The organism is Pseudoalteromonas sp. NZS127_1, from assembly GCF_015864295.1.
GTDB lineage: Bacteria > Pseudomonadota > Gammaproteobacteria > Enterobacterales > Alteromonadaceae > Pseudoalteromonas > Pseudoalteromonas arctica.
This window is the reverse complement of sequence record NZ_JADYXO010000028.1, coordinates 21,083-44,063: the sequence shown is the minus strand read 5'-3', so window position 1 is coordinate 44,063 and position 22,981 is coordinate 21,083. Positions and strand designations below refer to the sequence as shown.

At 41.2% G+C, this 22,981-nt stretch carries 21 protein-coding genes, 2 tRNA genes and 1 riboswitch; of the genes, 6 read left to right on the top strand and 17 right to left on the bottom strand.

Features of this window, described 5'->3' with window-relative positions; translation table 11 throughout:
* From I6F50_RS18410 to orn, 3 genes are all read right to left on the bottom strand, one after another.
* Positions 1–72 (bottom strand) — tRNA-Gly (locus I6F50_RS18410).
* A gap of 432 nt (positions 73–504) precedes the next feature.
* Positions 505–580: transfer RNA gene (locus tag I6F50_RS18405), tRNA-Gly, on the bottom strand.
* 183 nt (positions 581–763) lie between these two features.
* Complete coding sequence (orn, locus tag I6F50_RS18400) at positions 764–1,309, bottom strand: oligoribonuclease (protein ID WP_007585019.1); 546 nt, start codon at positions 1,307–1,309, stop codon at positions 764–766.
* A gap of 121 nt (positions 1,310–1,430) precedes the next feature.
* Between orn and rsgA the strand changes: the two genes are divergently transcribed.
* Both rsgA and asd read left to right on the top strand, forming a co-directional pair.
* Entirely contained in the window at positions 1,431–2,489 is a 1,059-nt protein-coding gene (gene rsgA, locus I6F50_RS18395; protein ID WP_010554253.1) for a small ribosomal subunit biogenesis GTPase RsgA, read from the top strand.
* A 15-nt stretch (positions 2,490–2,504) separates the two neighbouring features.
* Positions 2,505–3,371 (top strand): archaetidylserine decarboxylase, encoded by an 867-nt coding sequence (gene asd / locus I6F50_RS18390; protein ID WP_197176948.1) that lies wholly within the window; start codon positions 2,505–2,507, stop codon positions 3,369–3,371.
* Between the two features lie 400 nt (positions 3,372–3,771).
* Here asd and I6F50_RS18385 read toward each other — a convergent pair whose 3' ends face one another.
* From I6F50_RS18385 to I6F50_RS18350, 8 genes are all read right to left on the bottom strand, one after another.
* Positions 3,772–4,521 (bottom strand): ThiF family adenylyltransferase, encoded by a 750-nt coding sequence (locus tag I6F50_RS18385; protein WP_165729218.1) that lies wholly within the window; start codon positions 4,519–4,521, stop codon positions 3,772–3,774.
* A 20-nt stretch (positions 4,522–4,541) separates the two neighbouring features.
* Entirely contained in the window at positions 4,542–6,077 is a 1,536-nt protein-coding gene (thiE, locus tag I6F50_RS18380; protein ID WP_024592346.1) for a thiamine phosphate synthase, read from the bottom strand.
* A gap of 9 nt (positions 6,078–6,086) precedes the next feature.
* Positions 6,087–6,878 carry a thiazole synthase gene (locus I6F50_RS18375; protein ID WP_024592345.1) on the bottom strand — a complete coding sequence of 264 codons (792 nt, stop codon included), beginning with the start codon at positions 6,876–6,878 and terminating at the stop codon, positions 6,087–6,089.
* Positions 6,879–6,883: 5 nt separating this feature from the next.
* Positions 6,884–7,078 carry a sulfur carrier protein ThiS gene (gene thiS / locus I6F50_RS18370; RefSeq protein WP_002960781.1) on the bottom strand — a complete coding sequence of 65 codons (195 nt, stop codon included), beginning with the start codon at positions 7,076–7,078 and terminating at the stop codon, positions 6,884–6,886.
* 7 nt (positions 7,079–7,085) lie between these two features.
* Complete coding sequence (locus I6F50_RS18365; RefSeq protein ID WP_165740920.1) at positions 7,086–8,096, bottom strand: FAD-dependent oxidoreductase; 1,011 nt, start codon at positions 8,094–8,096, stop codon at positions 7,086–7,088.
* A gap of 105 nt (positions 8,097–8,201) precedes the next feature.
* Positions 8,202–10,154, bottom strand: a complete 1,953-nt coding sequence (gene thiC / locus I6F50_RS18360; RefSeq protein WP_165740921.1) for a phosphomethylpyrimidine synthase ThiC — start codon at positions 10,152–10,154, stop codon at positions 8,202–8,204.
* Positions 10,155–10,297: 143 nt separating this feature from the next.
* Positions 10,298–10,412: riboswitch (TPP riboswitch) on the bottom strand.
* Between the two features lie 107 nt (positions 10,413–10,519).
* Positions 10,520–10,918, bottom strand: a complete 399-nt coding sequence (locus I6F50_RS18355) for an META domain-containing protein (protein WP_010555269.1) — start codon at positions 10,916–10,918, stop codon at positions 10,520–10,522.
* Positions 10,919–11,044: 126 nt separating this feature from the next.
* Positions 11,045–11,443: a thioesterase family protein gene (locus I6F50_RS18350; protein WP_197120372.1), complete on the bottom strand. Its 399-nt coding sequence runs from the start codon at positions 11,441–11,443 to the stop codon at positions 11,045–11,047.
* An 84-nt stretch (positions 11,444–11,527) separates the two neighbouring features.
* Here I6F50_RS18350 and I6F50_RS18345 point away from each other — a divergent pair, with 84 nt between their 5' ends.
* A complete protein-coding gene (locus I6F50_RS18345) occupies positions 11,528–13,645 on the top strand; it encodes a TonB-dependent receptor (RefSeq protein WP_197176946.1) in 2,118 nt (705 codons plus the stop codon).
* A 501-nt stretch (positions 13,646–14,146) separates the two neighbouring features.
* Here the strand turns inward: I6F50_RS18345 and epmA are convergent.
* Positions 14,147–15,121, bottom strand: a complete 975-nt coding sequence (gene epmA / locus I6F50_RS18340) for an elongation factor P--(R)-beta-lysine ligase (RefSeq protein WP_197140353.1) — start codon at positions 15,119–15,121, stop codon at positions 14,147–14,149.
* A 57-nt stretch (positions 15,122–15,178) separates the two neighbouring features.
* Complete coding sequence (efp, locus tag I6F50_RS18335) at positions 15,179–15,745, bottom strand: elongation factor P (RefSeq protein ID WP_024596699.1); 567 nt, start codon at positions 15,743–15,745, stop codon at positions 15,179–15,181.
* 41 nt (positions 15,746–15,786) lie between these two features.
* On the opposite strand from efp, the gene epmB reads away from it, so the two are divergent.
* Positions 15,787–16,800 (top strand): EF-P beta-lysylation protein EpmB, encoded by a 1,014-nt coding sequence (gene epmB, locus I6F50_RS18330; RefSeq protein ID WP_197176952.1) that lies wholly within the window; start codon positions 15,787–15,789, stop codon positions 16,798–16,800.
* On the opposite strand, the gene I6F50_RS18325 is transcribed toward epmB, so the two are convergent.
* Positions 16,797–17,006, bottom strand: coding sequence for a hypothetical protein (locus I6F50_RS18325; RefSeq protein ID WP_024600329.1), 210 nt, complete (start codon positions 17,004–17,006; stop codon positions 16,797–16,799). The two genes, epmB and I6F50_RS18325, sit on opposite strands and share 4 nt — an antisense overlap.
* Before the next feature lie 82 nt (positions 17,007–17,088).
* On the opposite strand from I6F50_RS18325, the gene I6F50_RS18320 reads away from it, so the two are divergent.
* On the top strand, positions 17,089–17,379 hold the full coding sequence (locus I6F50_RS18320) for a hypothetical protein (protein ID WP_002960798.1): 291 nt from the start codon (positions 17,089–17,091) through the stop codon (positions 17,377–17,379).
* A 44-nt stretch (positions 17,380–17,423) separates the two neighbouring features.
* Here I6F50_RS18320 and I6F50_RS18315 read toward each other — a convergent pair whose 3' ends face one another.
* Positions 17,424–17,915, bottom strand: coding sequence for a DUF3016 domain-containing protein (locus tag I6F50_RS18315; RefSeq protein ID WP_197176944.1), 492 nt, complete (start codon positions 17,913–17,915; stop codon positions 17,424–17,426).
* A gap of 279 nt (positions 17,916–18,194) precedes the next feature.
* Here I6F50_RS18315 and galE point away from each other — a divergent pair, with 279 nt between their 5' ends.
* The gene (gene galE / locus I6F50_RS18310) at positions 18,195–19,220 is read left to right on the top strand and encodes a UDP-glucose 4-epimerase GalE (RefSeq protein ID WP_197176943.1); all 1,026 of its coding nucleotides are present in this window, start codon (positions 18,195–18,197) and stop codon (positions 19,218–19,220) included.
* Positions 19,221–19,887: 667 nt separating this feature from the next.
* Here the strand turns inward: galE and I6F50_RS18305 are convergent.
* Entirely contained in the window at positions 19,888–20,568 is a 681-nt protein-coding gene (locus I6F50_RS18305; protein WP_007585050.1) for a Fe2+-dependent dioxygenase, read from the bottom strand.
* Between the two features lie 77 nt (positions 20,569–20,645).
* Entirely contained in the window at positions 20,646–22,826 is a 2,181-nt protein-coding gene (locus tag I6F50_RS18300; RefSeq protein WP_197176942.1) for a TonB-dependent siderophore receptor, read from the bottom strand.
* Positions 22,827–22,981 lie beyond the last annotated feature (155 nt).

Below are 22,981 nucleotides of genomic sequence, written 5' to 3'. Positions count from 1 at the left end.
GCGGTACACGAGGCTCGAACTCGTGACCTCGACCTTGGCAAGGTCGCGCTCTACCAACTGAGCTAGTACCGCATTTTCACTTCTTCAGTTATTTTACGTTGGTGCGCGACAGGTCGCGTTCAACATTCTAGCAACTGAGCTAGTACCGCATTTTTTATTTCTTCAGTTATTTTACGTTGGTGCGCGACGGGTCGCGTTCAACATTCTAGCAACTGAGCTAGTACCGCATTTTTTATTTCTTCAGTTATTTTACGTTGGTGCGCGACGGGTCGCGTTCAACATTCTAGCAACTGAGCTAGTACCGCATTTTTTATTTCTTCAGTTATTTTACGTTGGTGCGCGACGGGTCGCGTTCAACATTCTAGCAACTGAGCTAGTACCGCATTTTTTATTTCTTCAGTTATTTTACGTTGGTGCGCGACGGGTCGCGTTCAACATTCTAGCAACTGAGCTAGTACCGCATTATATTTTCATTCAACACTTCAATTTCTTTTGGTTAGAAATTGGAGCGGTACACGAGGCTCGAACTCGTGACCTCGACCTTGGCAAGGTCGCGCTCTACCAACTGAGCTAGTACCGCATTTTTTATTTCTTCAGTTATTTTACGTTGGTGCGCGACAGGTCGCGTTCAACATTCTAGCAACTGAGCTAGTACCGCATTTATTGATGGTAATTCAATCACTCAAACACACTAACCCCGCGTGGGTTATCGTCTTGAGCGGGGCAGGATTCTACAATAATACAGTCTGTTTGCAAGTGTTTTTTACAAATTAAAGAAATTTTCTCTATAGACTTTTAATTCCATAATCGAATCTTTAATGTCATCCAAAGCAAGGTGTGAGCCTTTTTTGTTCACTTTTGCAAGCACTTCTGGTTTCCAGCGACGTGCTAATTCTTTAATAGTACTCACATCAAGATTTCTGTAATGAAAGAAGTCTTCAAGCTCGCGCATATATTTATTCATAAAGCGGCGGTCTTGACCAATTGAATTACCACACATTGGCGAAGTGCCTGCTGGTACCCACTGCTTTAAAAACGCTAAAGTTTGCTCTACAGCATAGGCTTCATCAAAGGTACTTGCTTTGCAGCGAGCTGTTAAACCCGACTTACCATGTTGAGTAGTACACCACTCGTCCATGCCATTTAGTAATTCATCACTTTGATGAATAGCTATAGTTGGCCCTTCGGCTAATATATTCAGGTCTGCGTCAGTGACAACCGTCGCAATTTCGAGTATTTTATCGGTCTCTGGTTCGAGCCCTGTCATTTCAAGATCGAGCCAAATTAAATTTGATTTATTAATAGTCATAATTACCTAAGCGGTGCTTTCCTTTAGATCCAACGCATTTCGATATATCATATTAGCATCAACCGTCGAGCTAAAGCTTTTTTTAGGAAAAGCGACATTTAACTAAGGTTATAGGCCTCCAGTGGCAAAACAAAAAAAATTAAGTAAAGGCCAATCGCGTCAGATCAAGGCCAATCACCAAAAGCGCATTAATAGCGCAGACTCAAGACCGGCTAAAAAAGGGGCGCAAGAATGGCAAACCGATAACTTAGGTCAGGTCGAGAGCGCAATTGTGATCAGTCGTTTTGGCCAACACGCCGATGTCGAAACTGAAAATGGCGATGTACTTCGCTGTAATATACGCCGTACTGTGTCTAATTTAGTATGTGGTGATGAAGTATTATTTCGCCGTGCCAAAGTAAGTGAGGGTGATTTAGCCGGTGTAATTGAAGCCACGCAAGAGCGTCGCTCGCAACTTACCCGCCCTGACTTTTACGACGGTGTTAAAGTTATTGCAGCCAACATTGACCAAATACTCATGGTATCGGCTGTATTACCCGAGTTTACACCCAGTATTATCGACCGTTATTTAATAGCCTGTGAAGATATGGGCATTGAGCCAATTTTAGTGCTCAATAAAACCGATTTAATTGACGAAGCAGGCCTTAACGAAATACAAAAAGTTCTCGATATCTATCGTAAACTTGATTACCAAGTACTCCTTGTTAGTAATATATCAGGCGATGGTATTGATAAATTAAAAGAAGTACTTGTTGATAAAAATAATATTTTTGTTGGCCAAAGTGGTGTGGGGAAATCAACCCTCGTTAATACTGTATTGCCTAACGCTGAAATATTAACTAAAGAAGTATCTGAAAACAGCGGCTTAGGCCAGCACACAACAACTGTTTCGCGACTTCACCATTTACCAAGTGGCGGTAACCTAATCGACTCGCCAGGTATTCGTGAGTTTGGTTTATGGCATTTAGATGTTGAGCGTGTAACGTGGTGCTTTAAAGAGTTTAGAGAATTTATAGGCGGGTGCCGCTTTAGAGACTGTAAACATTTAAACGATCCGGGTTGCATCGTTAAAGAAGCAGTAGCCGATGGAAGAATTTCTCAATTGCGCTTTGACAGCTACCACCGAATTTTAGAAACAATGGCCGATGGCCGTGCAGGCGCCCGTGCGCCTCGCGTATAATTTAGGAAAAATACTGTGAGTTTAGAAAAATTTAAAATCGCAATGCAGTACGCAATGCCAAAACATTTTATTTCACGCGTAGTCGGCAAATTAGCTGCTGCAAAAGCGGGTGCTTTAACAACGACTTTAATTAAACTATTTATTAAGCAATATAAAGTAGATATGAGCGAAGCCCAATACCCAGATCCGGCTCATTATAAAAGCTTTAATGAATTTTTTACTCGCCCTTTAAAAGACGGCATGCGCCCAATGGTAGAAGATAGCAATATCATCATTCATCCAGTGGATGGCGCAATCAGCCAGCTAGGCGATATTGTTGACGGACAGCTAATACAAGCTAAAGGCCACGATTACAGCTTACAAGCGCTACTAGGCGGCTCACAAGATGATACAACACCATTTTTAGGCGGTAAGTTTGCCACTATTTATTTAGCGCCTAAAGATTACCACCGTATTCATATGCCAATTGATGGCACACTAAGCAAAATGATTTACGTGCCAGGTGATTTATTTTCAGTAAACCCACTTACAGCGCAAAACGTGCCTAACTTGTTTGCACGTAACGAACGTGTGGTAGCAATTTTTGAAACTGAGATTGGTCCGCTTGCAATGGTACTTGTTGGCGCAACAATTGTAGCCAGCATAGAAACTATTTGGGCAGGCACTGTCACGCCACCAGCAGGTAGCGATGTATTTAGTTGGAAATACCCAACCACTGGCGATAACGCTATCACGCTTAAAAAGGGTGAAGAAATGGGTCGCTTTAAATTAGGCTCTACTGTGGTACTAGCATGGGGTGCTGATAAAGCTGAAATACTGGATGACCAACTACCAGAAGTGGTTACTCGCTTAGGTACTGCGTTTGCAAAAATTAACGATTAAAATAAATCGTTAATTAGAAATAAAAAAACCGCGTTTATTTAAACGCGGTTTTTTTATTTTTGTAGGCGTAAAGCCTGCTTACGCGTAAAGCGCCGCTTTTAATATTTATAACTGATACTTTACTTACTTATTGGCTTCTCTAAAGCGCAGCGCCCTCTAAACCTCTTTGTGAATAAATCACTTAAAATCTTATTGCACTAAGAGAAGCAAAAGAGATGTAAATGAGAAGACATCTGGCATAGAAATTACGAGCTTTGCTCGTCACGCCAGCAAGCTGTGCATCTACAAGTTTGGTGTAAGAATTTTGATGTACTGTAGGCGTGAAGCTTGCTCACGCGAAAAGCGCAGCTTTTAATTCTTTAACGCCACATGTAATAACAGGCACAAGCCCCTCAAAAACCTATTTACCACACTCTTTACACTCTGAATCTTTAATCACTTTAAAGTGCTGCTGCTTTAAAGTAAGCGCATCAAACGTTATAAATACACATCCCTCTGCATGCCCCATTAATAAGTTGAGCGTAAGTTGCGCCTGCATAGAGCCTATTACACCAAGTAGCGGGCTAATTACTCCTGCGTTACTGCAATTTATAACCGGTGTAGCTTCGCTTTGTGGAAAAACACAGCCATAGCACGGGCTATCACTTTGCCTAAAATCAAAGCCCATTAACTGACCTTTAGTTACCAATGCAGCACCAGAAATTAACGGTGTTTTATTAGCAATACAATAACGATTAATACTATAGCGAGTACTAAAGTTATCAGAGCAATCAAGTACGATGTCGGCACCTTTTAGCATGTTAGCTGCATTATTCTCATCTAACTTTTGGCAATGCGTTACTATTTCTATTTGATTATTAAGACTCGCTAATACTTTACCCGCCGCAGCGACCTTGTTTTGCCCTAAGTGGTTTATTTTATAAAGCACTTGGCGCTGTAAATTTGAAAGTTCAACTTCGTCATCGTCAATTAAAATAAGCGTTCCAATGCCCGCCGCAGCTAAATACAAAAGTGCTGGGCTACCTAAACCACCAGCCCCCACTACTGCAACCGTTGAGGATTTAAGTGCTAACTGCCCTTCAAGCCCAACTTCTTCAAGCAACAAATGGCGGCTATAACGAAGGGTTTCTTTTTCGCTTAGCTCATTCACGTTTACCAGCCTTGTTAGTATTAATTTGCACTGCTTATGGCTACTTGCAGAGCACTTATAGCCTCTACGTAATTATCAGCCTCGGTAATCGCACGCACTACGGCAACACTGCCTACGCCGGTTTTCGCTACCTGCTCAGCACGGCTTAAGTCAATACCGCCTATTGCCACTGTTGGATAGCTTTGCATAAGCGGTACAAATTTAATCAGCTTTTCAAGACCTTGTATTTGCCCTGTCATGTCTTTTGTTGTGGTTGGGTAAATAGCACCAAATGCCATGTAACTAGGGCGATAATTATGCGCACGCAGCATTTCATAAAAGCCATGAGTAGAAAGCCCAAGCCTTAGCCCAGCGTCTTTAATAGCGGCTAAACTAGCAATGTCTAAATCCTCTTGCCCTAAATGCACACCATACGCACCATGCTTAATAGCTAGCTGCCAGTAATCGTTTATAAATACCTGTGCATTGTATTGCTTGCCCAGCTCAACAGCTAGCTTAATGAGCTCATCCAGCTCGTCTTGCGTTTTATTTTTAACGCGTAACTGCGCTGTTTTAATGCCTTGTTGTAAGCATTTTTCTAACCAATCGGTGCTATCAACAACCGCATATAAGCCCAGCGATTTACTTTCACAAGGTGCAAAATCAGCAGCCATATTAAAATCAAGCGGCACATCAAAATCTAGTTCATCGCCCAGCCAGCTACCGGGCTCAATTACTTGTGGGTAGTCAGCTAAATTAGTGGGGAACGATGTATGAGCAACCGGTCCAATCCCCTCGCCGTATCGAACAGACTGTTTTAGCCCTTGGTTTATATATGCCTTAGCTAAAATAAAGGCATCTTTTAATGGGTAGTCTTTAGCTAAACACGCAGCAATTACCGAAGCCATGCTACACCCGGTGCCGTGGTTATGCGGTGTTTGTATTTTTTGATTGCCTAACCAATATTCTTCACCACTTTGCGTATTACTATCAATACAATAATCAATGCAGTAGCCACTTGGGTAATCCCAATGTCCGCCTTTAATAACAACGGCTTTAGCGCCCCAACTTAATAGCTTATTAGCCGCTTCTTTTATTGCAGCTGGACCAATTAAATACACACCGGTTAATAACTGTGTTTCGTGTGTATTTGGAGTTATTACATCCACCAGCGGCAGTAAGCACTCTTTTATTGCGCTGACGGTATCTTCTTCTGTTAGTAAGTCACCGCTTGAGGCAATAGCGACAGGGTCATATACAATAACGGGAGGTACAGGCCACTTAGTTTTATAATGACTTATATGTTCGCTGATCAACTGAATTTGCTGCACATTGGCTAACATGCCAATTTTTATCACTTTGGCTTTCATATCTTTTTCAAGCGCTAGTAACTGCGATTCAATAATATCGGTAGACACTGCATTAATAGCCTCTACGCCTAAACTATTTTGTGCAGTAAGCGCCGTAATTGCCGTGCAGCCATGTACACCAAAACTTTGCATTGCTTTTATATCTGCTTGAATACCTGCACCGCCGCCAGAATCAGAACCGGCAATTGTCCATACTACGTTATTCATATTCTTTCCTTACTGCTGATGCCAAAATGGCATACCCATTGTTGGGGTTGATGGGGCTGCAACGTCTTTTTCAGGCATTGCTTTTGCTTGATATGCAAAGCGCCCTGCTTCAACTGCGGCTTTAAATGCGCGGCTCATAGTAATTGGGCAACCCGCCCCTGCAATGGCTGAATTTAATAATACCGCATCATACCCCATTTCGAGTGCTTGGCAGGCATGCGATGGCAAACCTAAACCGGCATCTACTATTAATGTGGTATCGGGTAAGCGCTCTCGAATAGTTTTTAAATTATAGCTATTTAACAAGCCTTTACCGGTGCCTATTGGCGCCCCCCACGGCATAAGCACCTCACACCCTAGCTCATTTAAGCGCTGGCAAAGTACTAAGTCATCGGTGCAATAAGGCAATACTTTAAAGCCATCATTAATTAATATTTTTGTGGCTTCAAGTAGCGCAAAAGGGTCAGGCTGTAAATTGTAATCATCGCCAATCAGCTCTAGCTTAATCCAGTCGGTGGCAAATACCTCTCGGCACATTTTTGCAAGCGTTATCGCTTCTTTAACACTGTGGCACCCTGCAGTATTAGGGAGTATTTTTAAACCGGTATTTTTTATTAACTGCCAAAAATCATCACCTGCCGCTGCACTTTGTTGGCGCCTAAGCGACACGGTTACAATTTCAGCGCCAGAGGCGACTATCGATTGGGTCATAATGTCGGGCGACGGATAAAGTGCAGAGCCTATTAATAAACGACTCTTTATTTGCTCTCCATAAATAGTTAAACAGTCTTTAGTTTGCATGAGCTTTATCCGCCTTGAATGGGTGACAGCAACTCAACACTGTCGCCTTCATTAAGTACATAGTTACTGTGCCGACTTTGTGGAATAAATTCGCCATTAACAGCCACAGCAAAAGGCGCGACTGCACCAAAACTTTGAAGTACCTCAACGAGTGCTTTACTATTAACATTAAGTAGCTCGCCATTAATTGTAATATTCATTCTACTCTCACTCTATTCGTGAAACTGCTTGCGCCACTAATGCCGGCGCCAACATATAACCATGTCGATACAAACCGTTAATGCTAATTACATTACCAACTTGTGATACTTCTGGGCGGTTATCGCTAAATGCAGGGCGTAATCCGGTTTGAATACTAAGTAGTCGTGCTTCGGCAAACCCGCTGTGTACGGTATAAGCCGCTGAAAGTAATTCAAGAGTTGAGCGTACGGTTGCGGCACCATTGTCTTGTGACTCTATTTCAGTCGCACCAATTACATATTCACTGTTAGGTTTAGGCGCTATATAAATTGGATAACGCGGGTGCATTAAACGCACAGGCCTGATTAAACTTACCTCTGGTGCGTATAACCTTGCTACTTCGCCGCGCACACCTCTAAGCGGTTTATCATCTTGAGTATTTTTAGCACCAAGCCCACGGCAATCAATAATGTAATCGAAGGGTCGATTGTTTATTTTGTTGTCGCCAATGGTTACGCGCTGATTAAATACAAACTTTACTTTGCGTTTGTTGAGCTGTGCAAAGCTGGCTTTATAAAATGCTTGGTTATCTATTTGCCCCTCGCAGGGTAAAAATAGACCTTGGTTAAAACGCCCTGCAAGTTCAGGTTCAAGCATTGTAATTTGTTGAGCATTTATATGCTCGGCAGTGTGATCAGCTAGCGGTTTTATACGCTGTGCAAAGCTTTGTAAATCGCCTTTGTCCTGCTGGTGCGCAATGACCAAAGTACCTTGCTGCTGAAAAAAAACCTCACTTTCAAGTTCTGCAATAATGCTGGGCCAGCGCTTCATTGAATCAAGCCCCATTAAAGCTAAATCAGCCTCGCATAACACCGACTCAGCCAGCGGTGCCAGCATTGCTGCAGCCACTTTACCTGCGCTATTTGGGGTTTGCTCATCGTCTGCTTCAAACACCGTTACATGATGCAACTTACTTAACTCAAGGGCAGCTAAGCGCCCTGCTAAACCAAAACCCACCACAGCAATGTTATAAAACATAAAACCTCCAAAGCAGTTATTAGTAAGTGCAAATTCACTCGCACTTCTCCAATATTTAAAGAAGCGAGGTATAAAACCTCACCTACATCTGCATCTAAATTCTTGCTATACCGCTTTGTGGTAAATCTCTGAGCCTGTTTGCTTAAACTCAGCTGACTTAGCTTTCATTTCGGCTTCTACATCAACCATTTTTATTTCAATAGCGTCGCCAGCGTTATTAGGATCAATACCACGTGTTTCTAAATCTTTAGCGTAATCGCGTACTTCTTGGCTAATTTTCATAGAGCAAAATTTAGGACCACACATAGAGCAAAAGTGAGCCACTTTGCCTGATTCTTGCGGCAGGGTTTCGTCGTGATACTCGCGAGCTCGGTCTGGATCTAAACCAATATTAAATTGGTCATGCCATCTAAACTCAAAGCGTGCTTTTGATAAGGCGTTATCGCGCTCTTGCGCGCCAGGATGCCCTTTTGCTAAATCGGCGGCATGTGCAGCTATTTTGTAGGTAATTAAGCCTTCTTTAACATCTTCTTTATTTGGCAGACCTAAATGCTCTTTAGGTGTTACATAGCAAAGCATTGCACAGCCGTACCATGCTATTTGAGCCGCCCCAATACCAGAAGTAATATGGTCATACCCTGGTGCAATATCGGTCGTTAACGGGCCTAAAGTATAAAATGGCGCTTCGTCACAATGTTTTAATTGCTCGTCCATATTGGCTTTAATCATGTGCATTGGCACATGTCCCGGACCTTCAATAAATACTTGTACGTCGTGCTTCCACGCAATTTTAGTCAGTTCACCTAATGTGCGCAGCTCACTAAACTGTGCTTCATCGTTGGCGTCAGCAATCGAACCAGGGCGAAGTCCATCACCGAGTGAAAAACACACATCGTATTGTTTTAAAATTTCGCAAATGTCTTCAAAGTGCGTGTATAAAAAGTTTTCTTTATGATGCGCTAAACACCACTTAGCCATAATTGAGCCACCGCGCGACACAATACCGGTTACACGTTTAGCGGTCATTGGTACATAGCGAAGCAGTACACCGGCATGAATAGTAAAGTAATCAACACCCTGCTCGGCTTGTTCAATAAGCGTATCGCGGAAAATTTCCCACGTTAAATCCTCAGCCACACCATTTACTTTTTCAAGCGCTTGATAAATCGGTACTGTGCCAATAGGTACAGGCGAGTTACGTACAACCCATTCACGCGTTTCGTGAATGTAACGTCCCGTTGATAAGTCCATCACGGTGTCTGCGCCCCAGCGGGTAGACCACACCATTTTTTCTACTTCTTCTTCAATAGATGAGCTAACCGATGAATTACCAATGTTGGCATTAACTTTTACTAAAAAGTTACGACCTACAATCATAGGCTCTGTTTCTGGATGGTTTATATTATTTGGTAAAATAGCGCGACCACGGGCTATTTCGTCGCGTACAAATTCTGGGGTAATAAATTCAGGAATACTCGCACCAAACGACTCGCCTTTATGCTGCGCGGCAAGTAATTCTTTACGAATTTCTGCACGTCCCATATTTTCACGAACAGCTACGTATTCCATTTCAGGGGTAATAATCCCTTGGCGTGCGTAGTGCATTTGCGTTACGTTTTTACCAGCGACACCACGGCGAATTTTTGGAAGGTGATCAAAGCGAATATGATCTAACCCTTCATCTGCCATGCGTTGCTGCGAGAACTGCGACGTCACTGATTCTAAAACCTCGGTGTCGCCACGGCTTTCAATCCATTGTTCACGAAATTTTGGTAAGCCTTTGCGTACATCAAGTTCAAAATTAGGATCGGTATACGGGCCCGACGTATCGTAAACACGAAGCGGATCGTTTGACTCATAAACAGGGTTTTCATCTGTACCGCCAATAAACGTATCACTTAATGTGATTTCACGCATACCAACGCGCACACCAGGTTGAGTGCCTTCAACGTATACTTTATGAGAATTTGGAAACGGTTGACCCGTTAAGTTATAAATATATTCAGACGCGGCAGCACGAGTTTCTCGGCGTGACGCTTTATTTGTAGTATTTGACATGACTTGCCTCATTGCTTAAGGGTTGTCTTGTCAGATATTCCGAGGAATAGAGAAAGATCGTAAAGTAGCGTACATGCTACTTTGCAGCCTAAAATAAACAAAATCACTTTATTGTGCGCATAAAAAAAGACGCACAAGCGTCCCATTTTAGGCAGCTTGTTCCCTACGCAGGTATTAACCTGATCAGGTTCACGGATCCCGCTTTCGCGATCTCAGCCACAAACTAATTACTTAGCTTTGGCACTCCGACAAGTATTGATATATAAATTCTGTTCGTTAATTTGAAGGTGTTATCCATCAAATCTGCGCTGAGTGTACGTCAGTTAAAAACTGCCCGCAAGGGGCTGTTTTTCAAAAACTTAAAATTATTTAGGGATAAACACAAATGTTTGCTCGCCTTGCATGACTAATTGCTGGTCTTGCATTTTAAGCTCTGCACCTTGCTTTAAGGCTTGTAATAACTGCTGCTCAAACTCATCAAGGTCTTCGCCGCACGACTTGCGCGTCATTCCTAATTTACTTACGGTAAGGTTACTTTCTTCAAGCGAGCCTTCACCAAAAAATTTGTTACAGCCAGCAAAACCGTTTACTTGCAGTGCTTCAATAAAGCTCATTGATGCATTAAACGAAGGTGGAATTGCTAAACCATCAACACGTGATAATTGCCATTGGGTGTATTTAAGCTGCTCACTGGTAACCGTCCCTGTTGATGCGCAACCAACACATAAACCGACTATAAGCATCGGTATTGCTGCTAATTTCATGCTACTACTAACTAATTGTCTAATTAATGTAATTGTAACAATATTTATGCCCTTTATCCGTTAAAAATGCATGTTTTAAATGTAAATTTTTGTTCTATGATAGTCTAAAAGTTGTTCTATTAAGTACTAGGTTGTAGTTTTGAATAGGTTATCTATTTGCTCTGGTAAAAATGGCCTACCTTTTTCATTAACAGAAGTACCTATAACCAGTGCGTTTAGCATCACTTTTTCATCGCTTTTGCGAATAACCGTTTGCTTAAACGCAAACTTTAAACGACTAATACGCTGCGGCTCTACAGCCACATAAAATTCATCACCTGGTAATAGTGAATGTTTATAGTCCATTTCGCTGCGCATCACGACTAGGTTAATTTTATCTTTCGCTAACTGAGCAAAATCAATACCGTGTGCGTACAAAAACTCATGGCGTGCATGCTCTAAATAATTAAAATAAACACTGTTGTTTACGATACCTTGTAAGTCACACTCGTAATCACGTACTTTGAAGTCAACTTTAAAGGTCATATTAGTAATCCTGATTATTTAACGTATAATTGCCGCGTTTATAGCACATGTGTTTAAATAATTGCTACCATACGAGTCCCTAAAATGGAGTTAAGTAACCCAATGAACTTACGTTTGTCTTTAATTACTGCCGCACTTTTACCGCTGATTGGTGCACCACTTGTAGCTCATGCTGATGACAGCGATCTGGAAAGAATTGTTGTAACCGGCGATTTTCAGCGCGAAAGTATTCAGACTTTAAGCGCGAGTGCGAGCTTATTCAGCGAAGATGAAATTAATCAACGTGGGGCAAGTTACTTAGACGAAATGTTAGGCAGCACCGCCAATGTAAATTTTGCATCTGGTGCGTCGCGTGGTCGTTATATTCAAATTCGTGGCGTGGGGCTTCGCTCACAATTTGTAGATCCTATTAATCCATCTGTAGGCTTAGTAATTGATGGTATTAACTATTCTGGCCTTGGTGGCAGTTCATTATTATTTGATATAGACCAAGTAGAAATTTACCGAGGGCCACAAGGTACACGCTTTGGCGCAGACGGTATGGCCGGTATGATCCAAATGGGTTCAGCTAAAGCCACGAGCGATCCAAGTTTAAAATTACAAGTAGGTGCTGGCACATACAACACCCGCGAAGCAGGCATTGCAGCAAGCACAGGCTTAACAGATGACACTAGCGCACGCGTTAGCTACTTTCGCAGAAAGTCAGACGGTTACGTAGATAACTTGTACTTAAATGACGAAACTCAAAATCAAGACGAACAAGTAGCCCGCTTTAAAATAAACAGTCAGCTTACAAAGCATTTGAATACTGAGTTAAACCTTCACTATATTGACATAAACAATGGTTACGATGCGTTTACGCTTGATAACAGCCGCAATAGTGTTGCCGATGAACCAGGCCAAGATAATCAAGAAAGCTACGCTATAGGTGTTAATAATACTTATACGGGGTTTGACGCTTTTGATGTAAATCTAAACCTATCGGCTATTGATACCGAATTACTTTACAGCTTTGACGAAGACTGGGTATGTAACGATACAAATGAGCCAAAGTTATGTGCTGCTGGCTTACATCCAGATGGATACAGCTCAACCGATCTTTACAGCCGCGATCGCGACGATCAGTCTGTAGATTTACAGTTTAATTCTAAAACGGGTAACTGGGTTGCGGGTATTTATTACCAAAACCGTGACGTTGATTTAGAGCGCCAATACACATGGTTAGCAAGCCCATTTTCTTCAACTTACGAAACCAGTAACGTTGCAGTATATGGTCAAGTAGCGACTCCAATTGGCCCTAAAACAACATTAATTACAGGTTTACGTGTAGAGCAATACCAAGGTGACTACACCGATAGCAATGGCTTTATACAAGACACCGACGACGTAATGGTTGGCGGTAAAATAGCACTTGAATATCAAGTGATTGATCGCACTATGATCTACACCAGCATTACGCGTGGCTACAAAGCTGGCGGTATTAACTCAGAAGCGCTTGCTAAAGCCAAAGATGAAGGCTTAAACCTAAGCGCTGATTTTTTCCAGCAACACACCAGTTTCGACCCTGAATATTTATGGAGTGGCGAATTTGGTGTTAAAGGCTCATCGCTTGATGACAAATTTACGCTTCGCTTAGCTGCATTTTACATGCACCGCGACGATATTCAGTTAAAAGCATGGCAAGTAGAAGGTCAGCAATTTACCGGTTATGTTGATAACGCAAGTTCTGGTAGCAACTACGGATTAGAAGTTGAAGGTAGTTACCAACTAACTGATAATCTATTTTTAACGGGTAGTGCTGGTTACTTAAACACTGAAATAGATGACTTTGTAACGCAGTCTGGCTTAAACCAAGACGGTCGTGAGCAAGCACAGTCACCTAAATACCAGTATGCGTTTACTGCTCGCTATAACTTTACAAGTGAGCTTTACGGTATGATTGGTGTTGAAGGTAAGGACGACTACTACTTCTCAGATAGTCATAACTCACAGGCACCAAGCAGCAACTTAGTTAACTTAAGCTTTGGCTACGAAGCAGACATGTGGGCAGTTCGCGCATGGGCTCGTAACGTGTTTGATGAGACAGTCCCTACACGTGGTTTTGAGTTTGGTAACGATCCACAAGATGGTTACACAACGCATACCTACACACAATTAGGTGAGCCTCGTGTAGCAGGTGTTACGTTTACGCTTAATCTTTAAGGCATAACAGCTGGCTTTCAACTAAAAGCTACAGCAAGCAAATAAAAACACCGCGTTTAATTTAAACGCGGTGTTTTTATTTGTAGGTGAGGTTTTATACCTCGCTTTTTATAAAGTTAAATTACACAAGCACGAAATAAATTCGCACCTACAGGTTTAGCGTATGTTGTTGGGGTTGATGTTTATTGTAGGTGAGGTTTTATACCTCGCTTTTTATAAAGTTAAATTACATGAGCGCGAAATAAATTCGCACCTACAGGTTTAGCGTATGTTGTTGGGTTTGATGTTTATTGTAGGTGAGGTTTTATACCTCGCTTTTTTATAAAGTTAAATTACATGAGCGCGAAATAAATTCGCACCTACAGGTTTGCCGTATGTTGTTGGGGTTGATGTTTATTTGTAGGTGAGGTTTTATACCTCGCTTTTTTATAAAGTTAAATTACACGAGCGCGAAATAAATTCGCACCTACAAATATTCTACCTACGCCTACAGGCTAAGCATCACGCTCTTTGAACATCAAACGCTATTACGTCTTTAATTTTCTCTTTATTTGTTGCGAGCATTACCAACCTATCAATCCCCAAAGCAACCCCTGCGCATTGTGGTAATCCATGCTCCAGCGCTTTAATTAAACGCGTATCCATTGGTACTTGCTTTAAACCGTTGTTAGCGCGGTATGTGTTATCATCATTAAATCGTTTAGCTTGCTCACTAGCATTTGTTAATTCGTTAAAGCCGTTAGCCAATTCCATATTTTTGTAATAAAGCTCAAAGCGCCCTGCTACGCGTGCATCATGTTCACAAATTTGTGCAAGGGCCGCTTGAGAAGCTGGAAAATGATAAACAAAACACGGTTTTTCTTGTCCTATTGTTGGCTCCACTTTCATACAAAATAATAATTGCAGTAAAGTATCTTTATGCGTTTCATTTTTGGCTATATCAGCAAACCCCTGCTTACACGCTAGTTGCTTTAATTGCTCTATGCTTGCTGTTAAAGGATCGAGGCCGAGTACTTGTTCAAACGCTTGCTGATAAGTAAGTCTAGTTGCAGGCTCGACACCTAAAACAAGTTGCATTAACTCATCCATTTCATCCATAAGTGTAAATTCATCAAAGCCTGGGCGATACCATTCCAGCATAGTAAATTCAGGATTATGATGGCTACCCGCTTCTTCATTTCTAAATGCTTTACAAAGCTGAAAAATAGCGCCTGAGCCTGCTGCTAACAAGCGTTTCATGGCAAACTCTGGAGATGTTTGTAAAAACAGAGGAAGCCCACCAGCATGCCCTGGACCTACAAATTTGGTATTAAAACTAGCTAAGTGCACATCGGTTACACTGGCAGCACTTAAGCTTGGCGTTTCTACTTCTAAAACATCACGTACATAAAAAAATTCACGGATGCGACGTAATATCGATGCGCGTTGTTTTAGTGTTTCAATGCTTGCGCTTGGGGCCCAAAGATCTGCTGACATATTTTCTCCAAAAAAAAATCCCAGCGTAAGCTGGGATTTTATAAACAATGTTAAAGCTTACTTAACACGGCTTACGTATTCACCGTTACGAGTGTCTACTTTAATTACTTCGCCAATTTGTACGAATAATGGAACTCGTACCACAGCGCCTGTGCTAAGCGTTGCTGGTTTACCACCAGTACCCGCTGTATCACCTTTAAGGCCAGGATCTGTTTCAGTGATCTCAAGCTCAACAAAGTTAGGTGGTGTAACAGCAATAGGGCTGCCGTTCCATAATGTAATTGTACATAAGTCATTTTCAACTAACCATTTAACTGCATCGCCTAGTGCTTTTTCGTCAGCAGCAATTTGCTCAAATGTTTCGTTGTTCATGAAATGCCAAAATTCGCCGTCTGTGTATAGATACGCTAAATCTGTATCCATTACATCAGCACCTTCAACTGATTCACCCGATTTAAAGGTTTTTTCAAGCACCTTACCAGAGATAAGTTTACGGATACGAACACGGTTAAACGCCTGACCTTTACCAGGTTTTACCATTTCATTTTCTAAGATACTGCAAGGCTCGCCGTCCATCATAATTTTTAGGCCGCCCTTGAACTCGTTGGTGCTATAATTCGCCATCGTTTCCTCTATTTATATTTTTTCGAGTAATCTACATGCCAATGATACAAAGAAATGAAGCAAATTTGCATAAAAACTGGCAAAAAGAATTAGCAAATGTAGTTACCTGCCCAAAAACCTTGCTTAAAATGGTCGGTTTATCGAGCCAAGTCCATGAAAACGACCTAAAAGCCCGCAGTTTATTTCCGGTACGGGTGCCTATCCCTTTTATAAAAAAAATTCGTAAAGGTGACGCAAACGATCCGTTACTGCTACAAGTTATGCCACGCCATCAAGAATTTTTAACTAAATCAGGTTTTAATAAAGATCCCCTACTCGAGCAAGATAACGACCAACCAGGCCTGTTACACAAGTATAAATCGCGTGTTTTAGTGATGTTTAAAACCGGCTGTGCGGTAAATTGTCGTTACTGCTTTAGAAGGCATTTTCCGTATCAAGAAAATCAGCTTAATAAAAAAAGTTTGCTTGAAACACTAAGCTACATAAAATCAGATGCCAATATAAACGAAGTGATTTTAAGTGGTGGCGACCCGCTAATGGCCAAAGACGATGCAATAAGCTGGTTTTTAGATGAGCTTGAGCAATTACCACAAATTAAACGAATGCGAATACATAGCCGTTTGCCAGTAGTTATACCTGCGCGAGTGACCGATGAGTTATGTGAACGATTAGCAAAATCGCCATTAAAAATCATTTTTATTAATCACATAAACCACGCAAACGAAATAGACGCTGATTTTAAAGCTGCCATGCAAAAGCTTAAACAAGCAAACGTAACGCTTCTAAACCAAGCTGTAATTTTAAAAGATGTGAACGATACGGTTGATGCGCAAATAAACTTAAGCGAAGCGTTATTTGATGCCGACGTATTGCCGTATTATTTGTATTTGCTAGATAAAGTTGAAGGGGCGAGCCACTTTGATATTAACGAGGAGCAAGCAATAAAAATAATGGCAGAGCTATTAAAAGCCCTGCCCGGATTTTTAGTGCCTAAATTAGTAAGAGAGATCGGTGGTCAAAAAAGTAAAACACCTATCGACCTTAAGCTCATTTAAACATATATATTTACGTTATTACCCAGTGATGCAGTCGCCGATTTAGCCGGCGTTTGCGCACTTGACGATTGCGCTGCACCTTCAATAAGTGCAAGCGCTGCAGCGCCATCAGCTAATTGCTGTTTTTTAGACAAAGCAGCAGTGTAAAGCTCGCTGCCTTGGCCTGAACCAGACATAGCTGGTAAATTTCCACCTGATATATTCATAATTATAAGCCTTAATCAACCTGACTTTTAAATGTAATCCACGTATTATGTCGGCCATGCAGCACAAAGCTTTAGGAAAACCATGGATTCTATAATTGAACAACTCAACACTAACTTAAAAATTGTTTATCGTCAGGCACTTGATGCCGATAAAAAATTAGACGAATTACAACAACAAGGCCATGGCAAATTTAAAGCCTTATTTGCACAAGATGCTGGTTTTAGCTTTGAAGCTAAACGTTTTAAGCCTTATGTTCTTGATGTAGCCGCTGATGTTGAAAGCTTATCTAACGATGGTTTTGATGAAGAAAAACTTAAAACGACCGTTATTAAGTTACAGCAAATACTCACGTTGTTAGCTACTTTTAAGTAAAGCTTAAAAACGAAAATGCCGCTATTTAGCGGCATTATTATAAGTTAATCTAAACTTGGTAATATTTGCTCACCAAACCATTCTGTTAGTAAGCGTTTTTCGTAATAAAATGATTCATCGCGGCCCATTTTTATTTTATCCATAAAGCCCATGTCTTTAAGCTCTACGTCACTACCTTTACTTAATACTGTACCGTCGTTATCGGTTAACGAATAATTTAACTTAATGCGTGGAAAGTAAATCGGTTTTACTACACGAATTTCGTCCATACCACCATAACGCACATCACCTGCTAAATCTAAATCAGTAAACTCTACATTTAATTTATAATCTTTTGGCAATTGCTCAGCTAATTTAGCCATATGTTTTTCAAAACTTGCCGCAATATTTTTGTGATATGAGCTCTTAGTTTGGTTTGACGCTCGCACATCACGATAATCATTAAAGTCATGCCATTTAACAACAGACTCACCCGCATGGGCAAGTGCAGGTAATGCGATACACATTGTTGTTGCTATTTTTTTAACTAAATTCATATCTTTCTCCAAAGAGGTAGACCAATCACAAAAGTGTAGATTGGAGTAAACCTAGCATTAGCTATTACTAGGCTCATTTTAGCACTTGTTTATTAACTATAACTTAATCTTACGTATAAAGTGTTACTTGTACTGAGTAAAATGTAATCAAAAGTACTTAATTTACCGTTATTAAAAAAAGATGTTATTTAAACTATAGAAATTACAGATAAAGCATGTAAATCACCTCTATTTATGGTGAAATTAACTCAATTGATAAAAGGTACCCACGGAGCTTTCATGACTATTTTAGTAACCGGTGGCGCTGGCTATATTGGCTCGCACACTGTTTTAGAACTTTTACAGCAAGGTAACGATGTTGTTGTTATTGATAATTTAAGTAACTCATCACAAGAATCACTTGCGCGCGTAAAAAAAATTACAGGTAAAGAAGCTACTTTTTACCAAGGCGATATTCTCGATAAATTCTTTTTAGATTCAGTATTTGCAAAACACACGGTTGATAGTGTTATACATTTTGCGGGCTTAAAATCAGTGGGCGAGTCGGTTGCAAAGCCCATTGAGTACTATCAAAACAATGTACAGGGTACACTTACGCTTGTTGATGCAATGCGAGACGCAGGTGTATTTAAATTAGTATTTAGCTCGTCAGCCACGGTATACGGCGACCCTGCAAGCTTACCAATTAAAGAAGACTTCCCTGTAGGCGGTACTACTAACCCTTACGGTACATCTAAGTTGATGGTTGAAATGATGCTACAAGATATCGCTAAATCAGATGAGCGCTTTGCGTTTGCTATTTTGCGTTACTTTAATCCAGTAGGTGCACATGAGTCGGGCTTAATTGGTGAAGATCCTAACGGTATTCCAAATAACTTACTGCCGTTTATTGCACAAGTAGCGGTAGGTAAATTAAAGCAGCTCGCTGTATTTGGTGATGACTACGATACCATTGATGGCACAGGTGTACGCGACTATATACACGTTGTAGATTTAGCTATTGGCCACTTAAAAGCGCTTGATAAAATTGCCAGCAGTACGGGTGCATTAGTTTATAACCTAGGTACTGGTAATGGTTACTCTGTACTACAAATGGTTAATGCATTTATTAAAGCAAGCGATCAAGCTGTACCCTATCAGGTTTCACCTCGTCGCCCTGGTGATATTGCAGCATGTTATGCAGCGCCAGAAAAAGCACTTAATGAACTTGGCTGGGAAGCAGTGCGCGGTATTGATGAAATGATGCAAGATACATGGCGTTGGCAGTCAAATAACCCTAACGGTTATAAGGGTTATAAGGGTTAAGTAAAGCAAGCTTCAAACTTAAAGTAAGTGCGCGGTATAAAACCGCGCCTACAGAGTACTTTAAATACCGAGTTCAATTTTATAGCTGTGTTGTAGGCGTAGAGCGCAGCTTTTAATATTTAAAACTGATTGTTACTTACTTTTGGCTTCTCTAAAGCGCAGCGCCCTCTTAGCCTCTTTGTGAATAAATCACTTAAAATCTTTTTGCACAAAGAGAAGTAAAAGAGGAGTAAATGATAAGACACCAAAGCATATAAATTACGAGCTTCGCTCGTCACGCCAGCAAGCAAGCAGCGCGTCTACAAGTAATTTAACCACAGCGTAAATTTTGGCTGTAGGCGTTTAGCTTGCTCACGCGAAAAGCGCAGCTTTTAATATTTATAACTGATTGTTACTTACTCTTGGCTTCTCTAAAGCGCAGCGCCCTCTTAACCTCTTTGTGAATAAACCACTTAAAATCTTATTGCACAAAGAGAAGTAAAAGAGGAACAAATGAGAAGAGACCAAAACCCAGAAATTACGAGCTTCACTCGTCACGCCAGCAAGCAGCGCGTCTACAAGTAATTTCAGCACAGCGTTAAGTTTTGGCTGTAGGCGTAGAGCTTGCTCACGCGAAAAGCGCAGCTTTTAATTACTTATATCCAATATTTAATAACGAGTATCTTCGTTATGTCTGCGCCCACTGTCTTAGCAAGTTATGATAAACCCCCGTCAATTGAATAATCTCTGGGCTATCTTCTACTTTGCTGCGCAAACTTTGAATCGACATATCTAAATCAAAGAGTAAACCACGTTTTTCGTCGCTGTTTACCATGCTCTGTAACCAAAAGAATGAGGCTAATCTGCGCCCACTCGTTACTGGCATTACACGATGTAAGCTCGTTGAAGGGTACAACACCATACTGCCTGCTGGCAGCTTTACGCTATGTGAGCCATAAGTGTCTTCAATAACAAGTTCACCGCCCTCATAGTCTTCGGGGTCATTAATAAATAACGTCATTGATACATCTGTACGAATTTTCACAGGCGTACCCGGCACTTGCCTGATTGCATTATCTACATGCACACCAAACGATTGCCCGCCTTGGTAACAATTAAATAACGGAGGAAAAATTTTTGCAGGAAGTGCAGCCGACATAAACAAATTACTGCGCGCAAGTGCTGCCATAATAATATCGCCAAGCTCTTGGCATTCAGGGCTATTTTCAGGTAGCTGTAAGTTATTTTTTGCTTTGGTTGATTGATGCCCTGCGGTAATACTGCCATCGGCCCACTGCGCTTTAAGCAAAACCTCATGACAATAAGCCACTTCTTCTTTTGTTAATAGCTCTGGAATTTTAACTAGCATGTGCGCCCTCTCACATTTTCATCAAATAATTAAGGGCAGAGTTAACTCTGCCCTTTTATGCCGTACTTATTTTACTCTTAGAAAGAGTAGCTCGCTGTTAAGCTAAACTTACGACCATCACCTGGTACAAAGTGTCCACCACCTAACTGATCAACGTAATCTTTATCACCTAAGTTTTCACCGTTAAACTGCAGGCTCAAATCTTTTGATATGTCGTACGCAACCATCAGGTCAAAAATAGTATAACCCGGTGCACGAGAACGTGTAGACGTAGTGCCGTTGTAGCGCTCACCTACATATTGTGCACCTAAACCAAACGATAATTTATCCGACATATCGTACGTAGTCCAAACACTCGCGCTGTTTTTAGGCGTACGTGCAAGCTCGTTACCAATTTGCGATACGTCATCACCTAAGGCTTTAGTTACTTCGCTATCTTGGTAAGTGTATGAAGCAATTACAGTCCACTCTTTAGTAATTAAGCCTGTCGCTGAAAGCTCTAAACCTTGTACGCGCTGTTCACCACCGAGTATTTCGTCACTTGAACTATCTGCAAATGGGTCATCAGTACGGGCATTAGTTTTTTCAGTGCGAAATAGTGCCGCATTAGTTTGCAGGCGCCCATCCATTAAGCTCCACTTAGTTCCTAGCTCGTAGCTGCGGCTTTCTTCTGCGTCTAAATCAGCTGCATTTGAACGCGTAGATACCGTTAGGCTTTCCGCTGATGGATTGAATGAATTACCTGCGCCTAAATATACACTGCCGTTCTCTGTAGGTTTATAAACTACAGCTGCATTCCAGCTAAATAAGTCGTCACTTGTAGAAATTAAAGCGCTTGGGTCATTGTAATCGTTGTGATAATCCGTAGTGAAGCTATCAAAGCGAATTCCGCCTGTAACTTCCCACTGCTTGTTAAGTGTCACTGTATCAAATGCATAAATAGCTTGGTTTTTAGCTTTAGCTTCAATGCTTGTACCGTCACGGCCATACACACCCGTAAATGCAATTGTTGCATCAGGATTGTATAAGTCGTTGCGTATTCCATCTTCAATTAGGTTATCAGGTGTAGTTGCAACAAAGTTATGACGTGTAAACGTTTCGTTTGCAAGTTCAACACCCACTACAACATCGTGAGTAAAGCCAGCAAATTCATAGTTACCAATTAAATCAACTTGAAGTGCAGCAAGTGAATTTTCTGTATCACGTGTTTTTTCATCTGCAAAGGTAATGTCAGTATCTGTTGTAACCGAGAAATAACGCGGTGCAGTTGTTACTGACTCACGCTTAACTTTACCTAAACGACCTTGAACACGTAACGTAGTATTTTGAGAAAAATCATACTCATAACGAGCTGTTGTTGAGTAAGCTTCAATATCTTCGTAATCACGATAAATATTACCGTAAAAATTATCAAAATCGACAGGAGAAGGTGAGCGCGCGCTATCTGCAAGTTCAGCTACTGGCGTATCGCTGTAAACCCAAGGAATACCGTAATCTGGTAAATTGTCTTGGCGCTGATACTCTAGGTTTAAATCAAAACGGCTGTTTGTACCAAGCCCTGTTGCAAATGCAAACGCAACAGCATTTGTTTCGTTTTCAACATGGTCACGACCTGCAACATCACCTTTATCAGTAAGAAGGTTTATACGTAGTGCGCTTGTGTCGTTTACTTGAATATTGGTATCAAAACGACCACGGTAATCGTTTTCTGTGCCTAAACGTAGCGAAACGTCGTTAAAGTTGTCTAACTTCGCCTTTTTACTTTCTAAATTAACACTACCACCTGTTGCGCCACGACCAGAAACTGCAGAGCCTGGGCCTTTTGCAACTTCAACGGCTTCAATGTTGTAAATATCACGTGTGTAACCTGCAACATCACGAATACCATCAACAAAAATATCATTTGTTGCACTAAAACCACGAATCGACATGCTATCGCCAGTAGGTGAGCCCCCCTCACCTGCTGCTAAAGAAATACCAGACACATTGCGTAAAGCATCACGTAAGCTATCTACGTTTCTATCTTTCATTACCGCTTGGTTAATTACCGTTACAGTTTTAGCTGTATCGAGTAGCGGTTGAGTGTATTTATGAGACGTTGATTTTTCAACAACATAGCTAGACTCAGTTTTAGTTTCTGCTTTAGTTACCGATAGTTCTTGAACATCCTGTGCACTTGCCCAAGTTGAAAGCGTTGCCGTAACAACCGCTGCAATTGGCTTTATGTAGGCATTCCCTTTATTCGATGGCTTACTCATGGTTACTCCGTAGTTTTTATTAAGCACTTAACTATTGTTAATTTAAGGTACATATTTAATTTCGGCGAAATCCTACCACCCAAACAACGCAATGTAAACGATAACTGTTATCAATTGCATTGTTATGTAAATTCCTATATTGTATACACACTCAA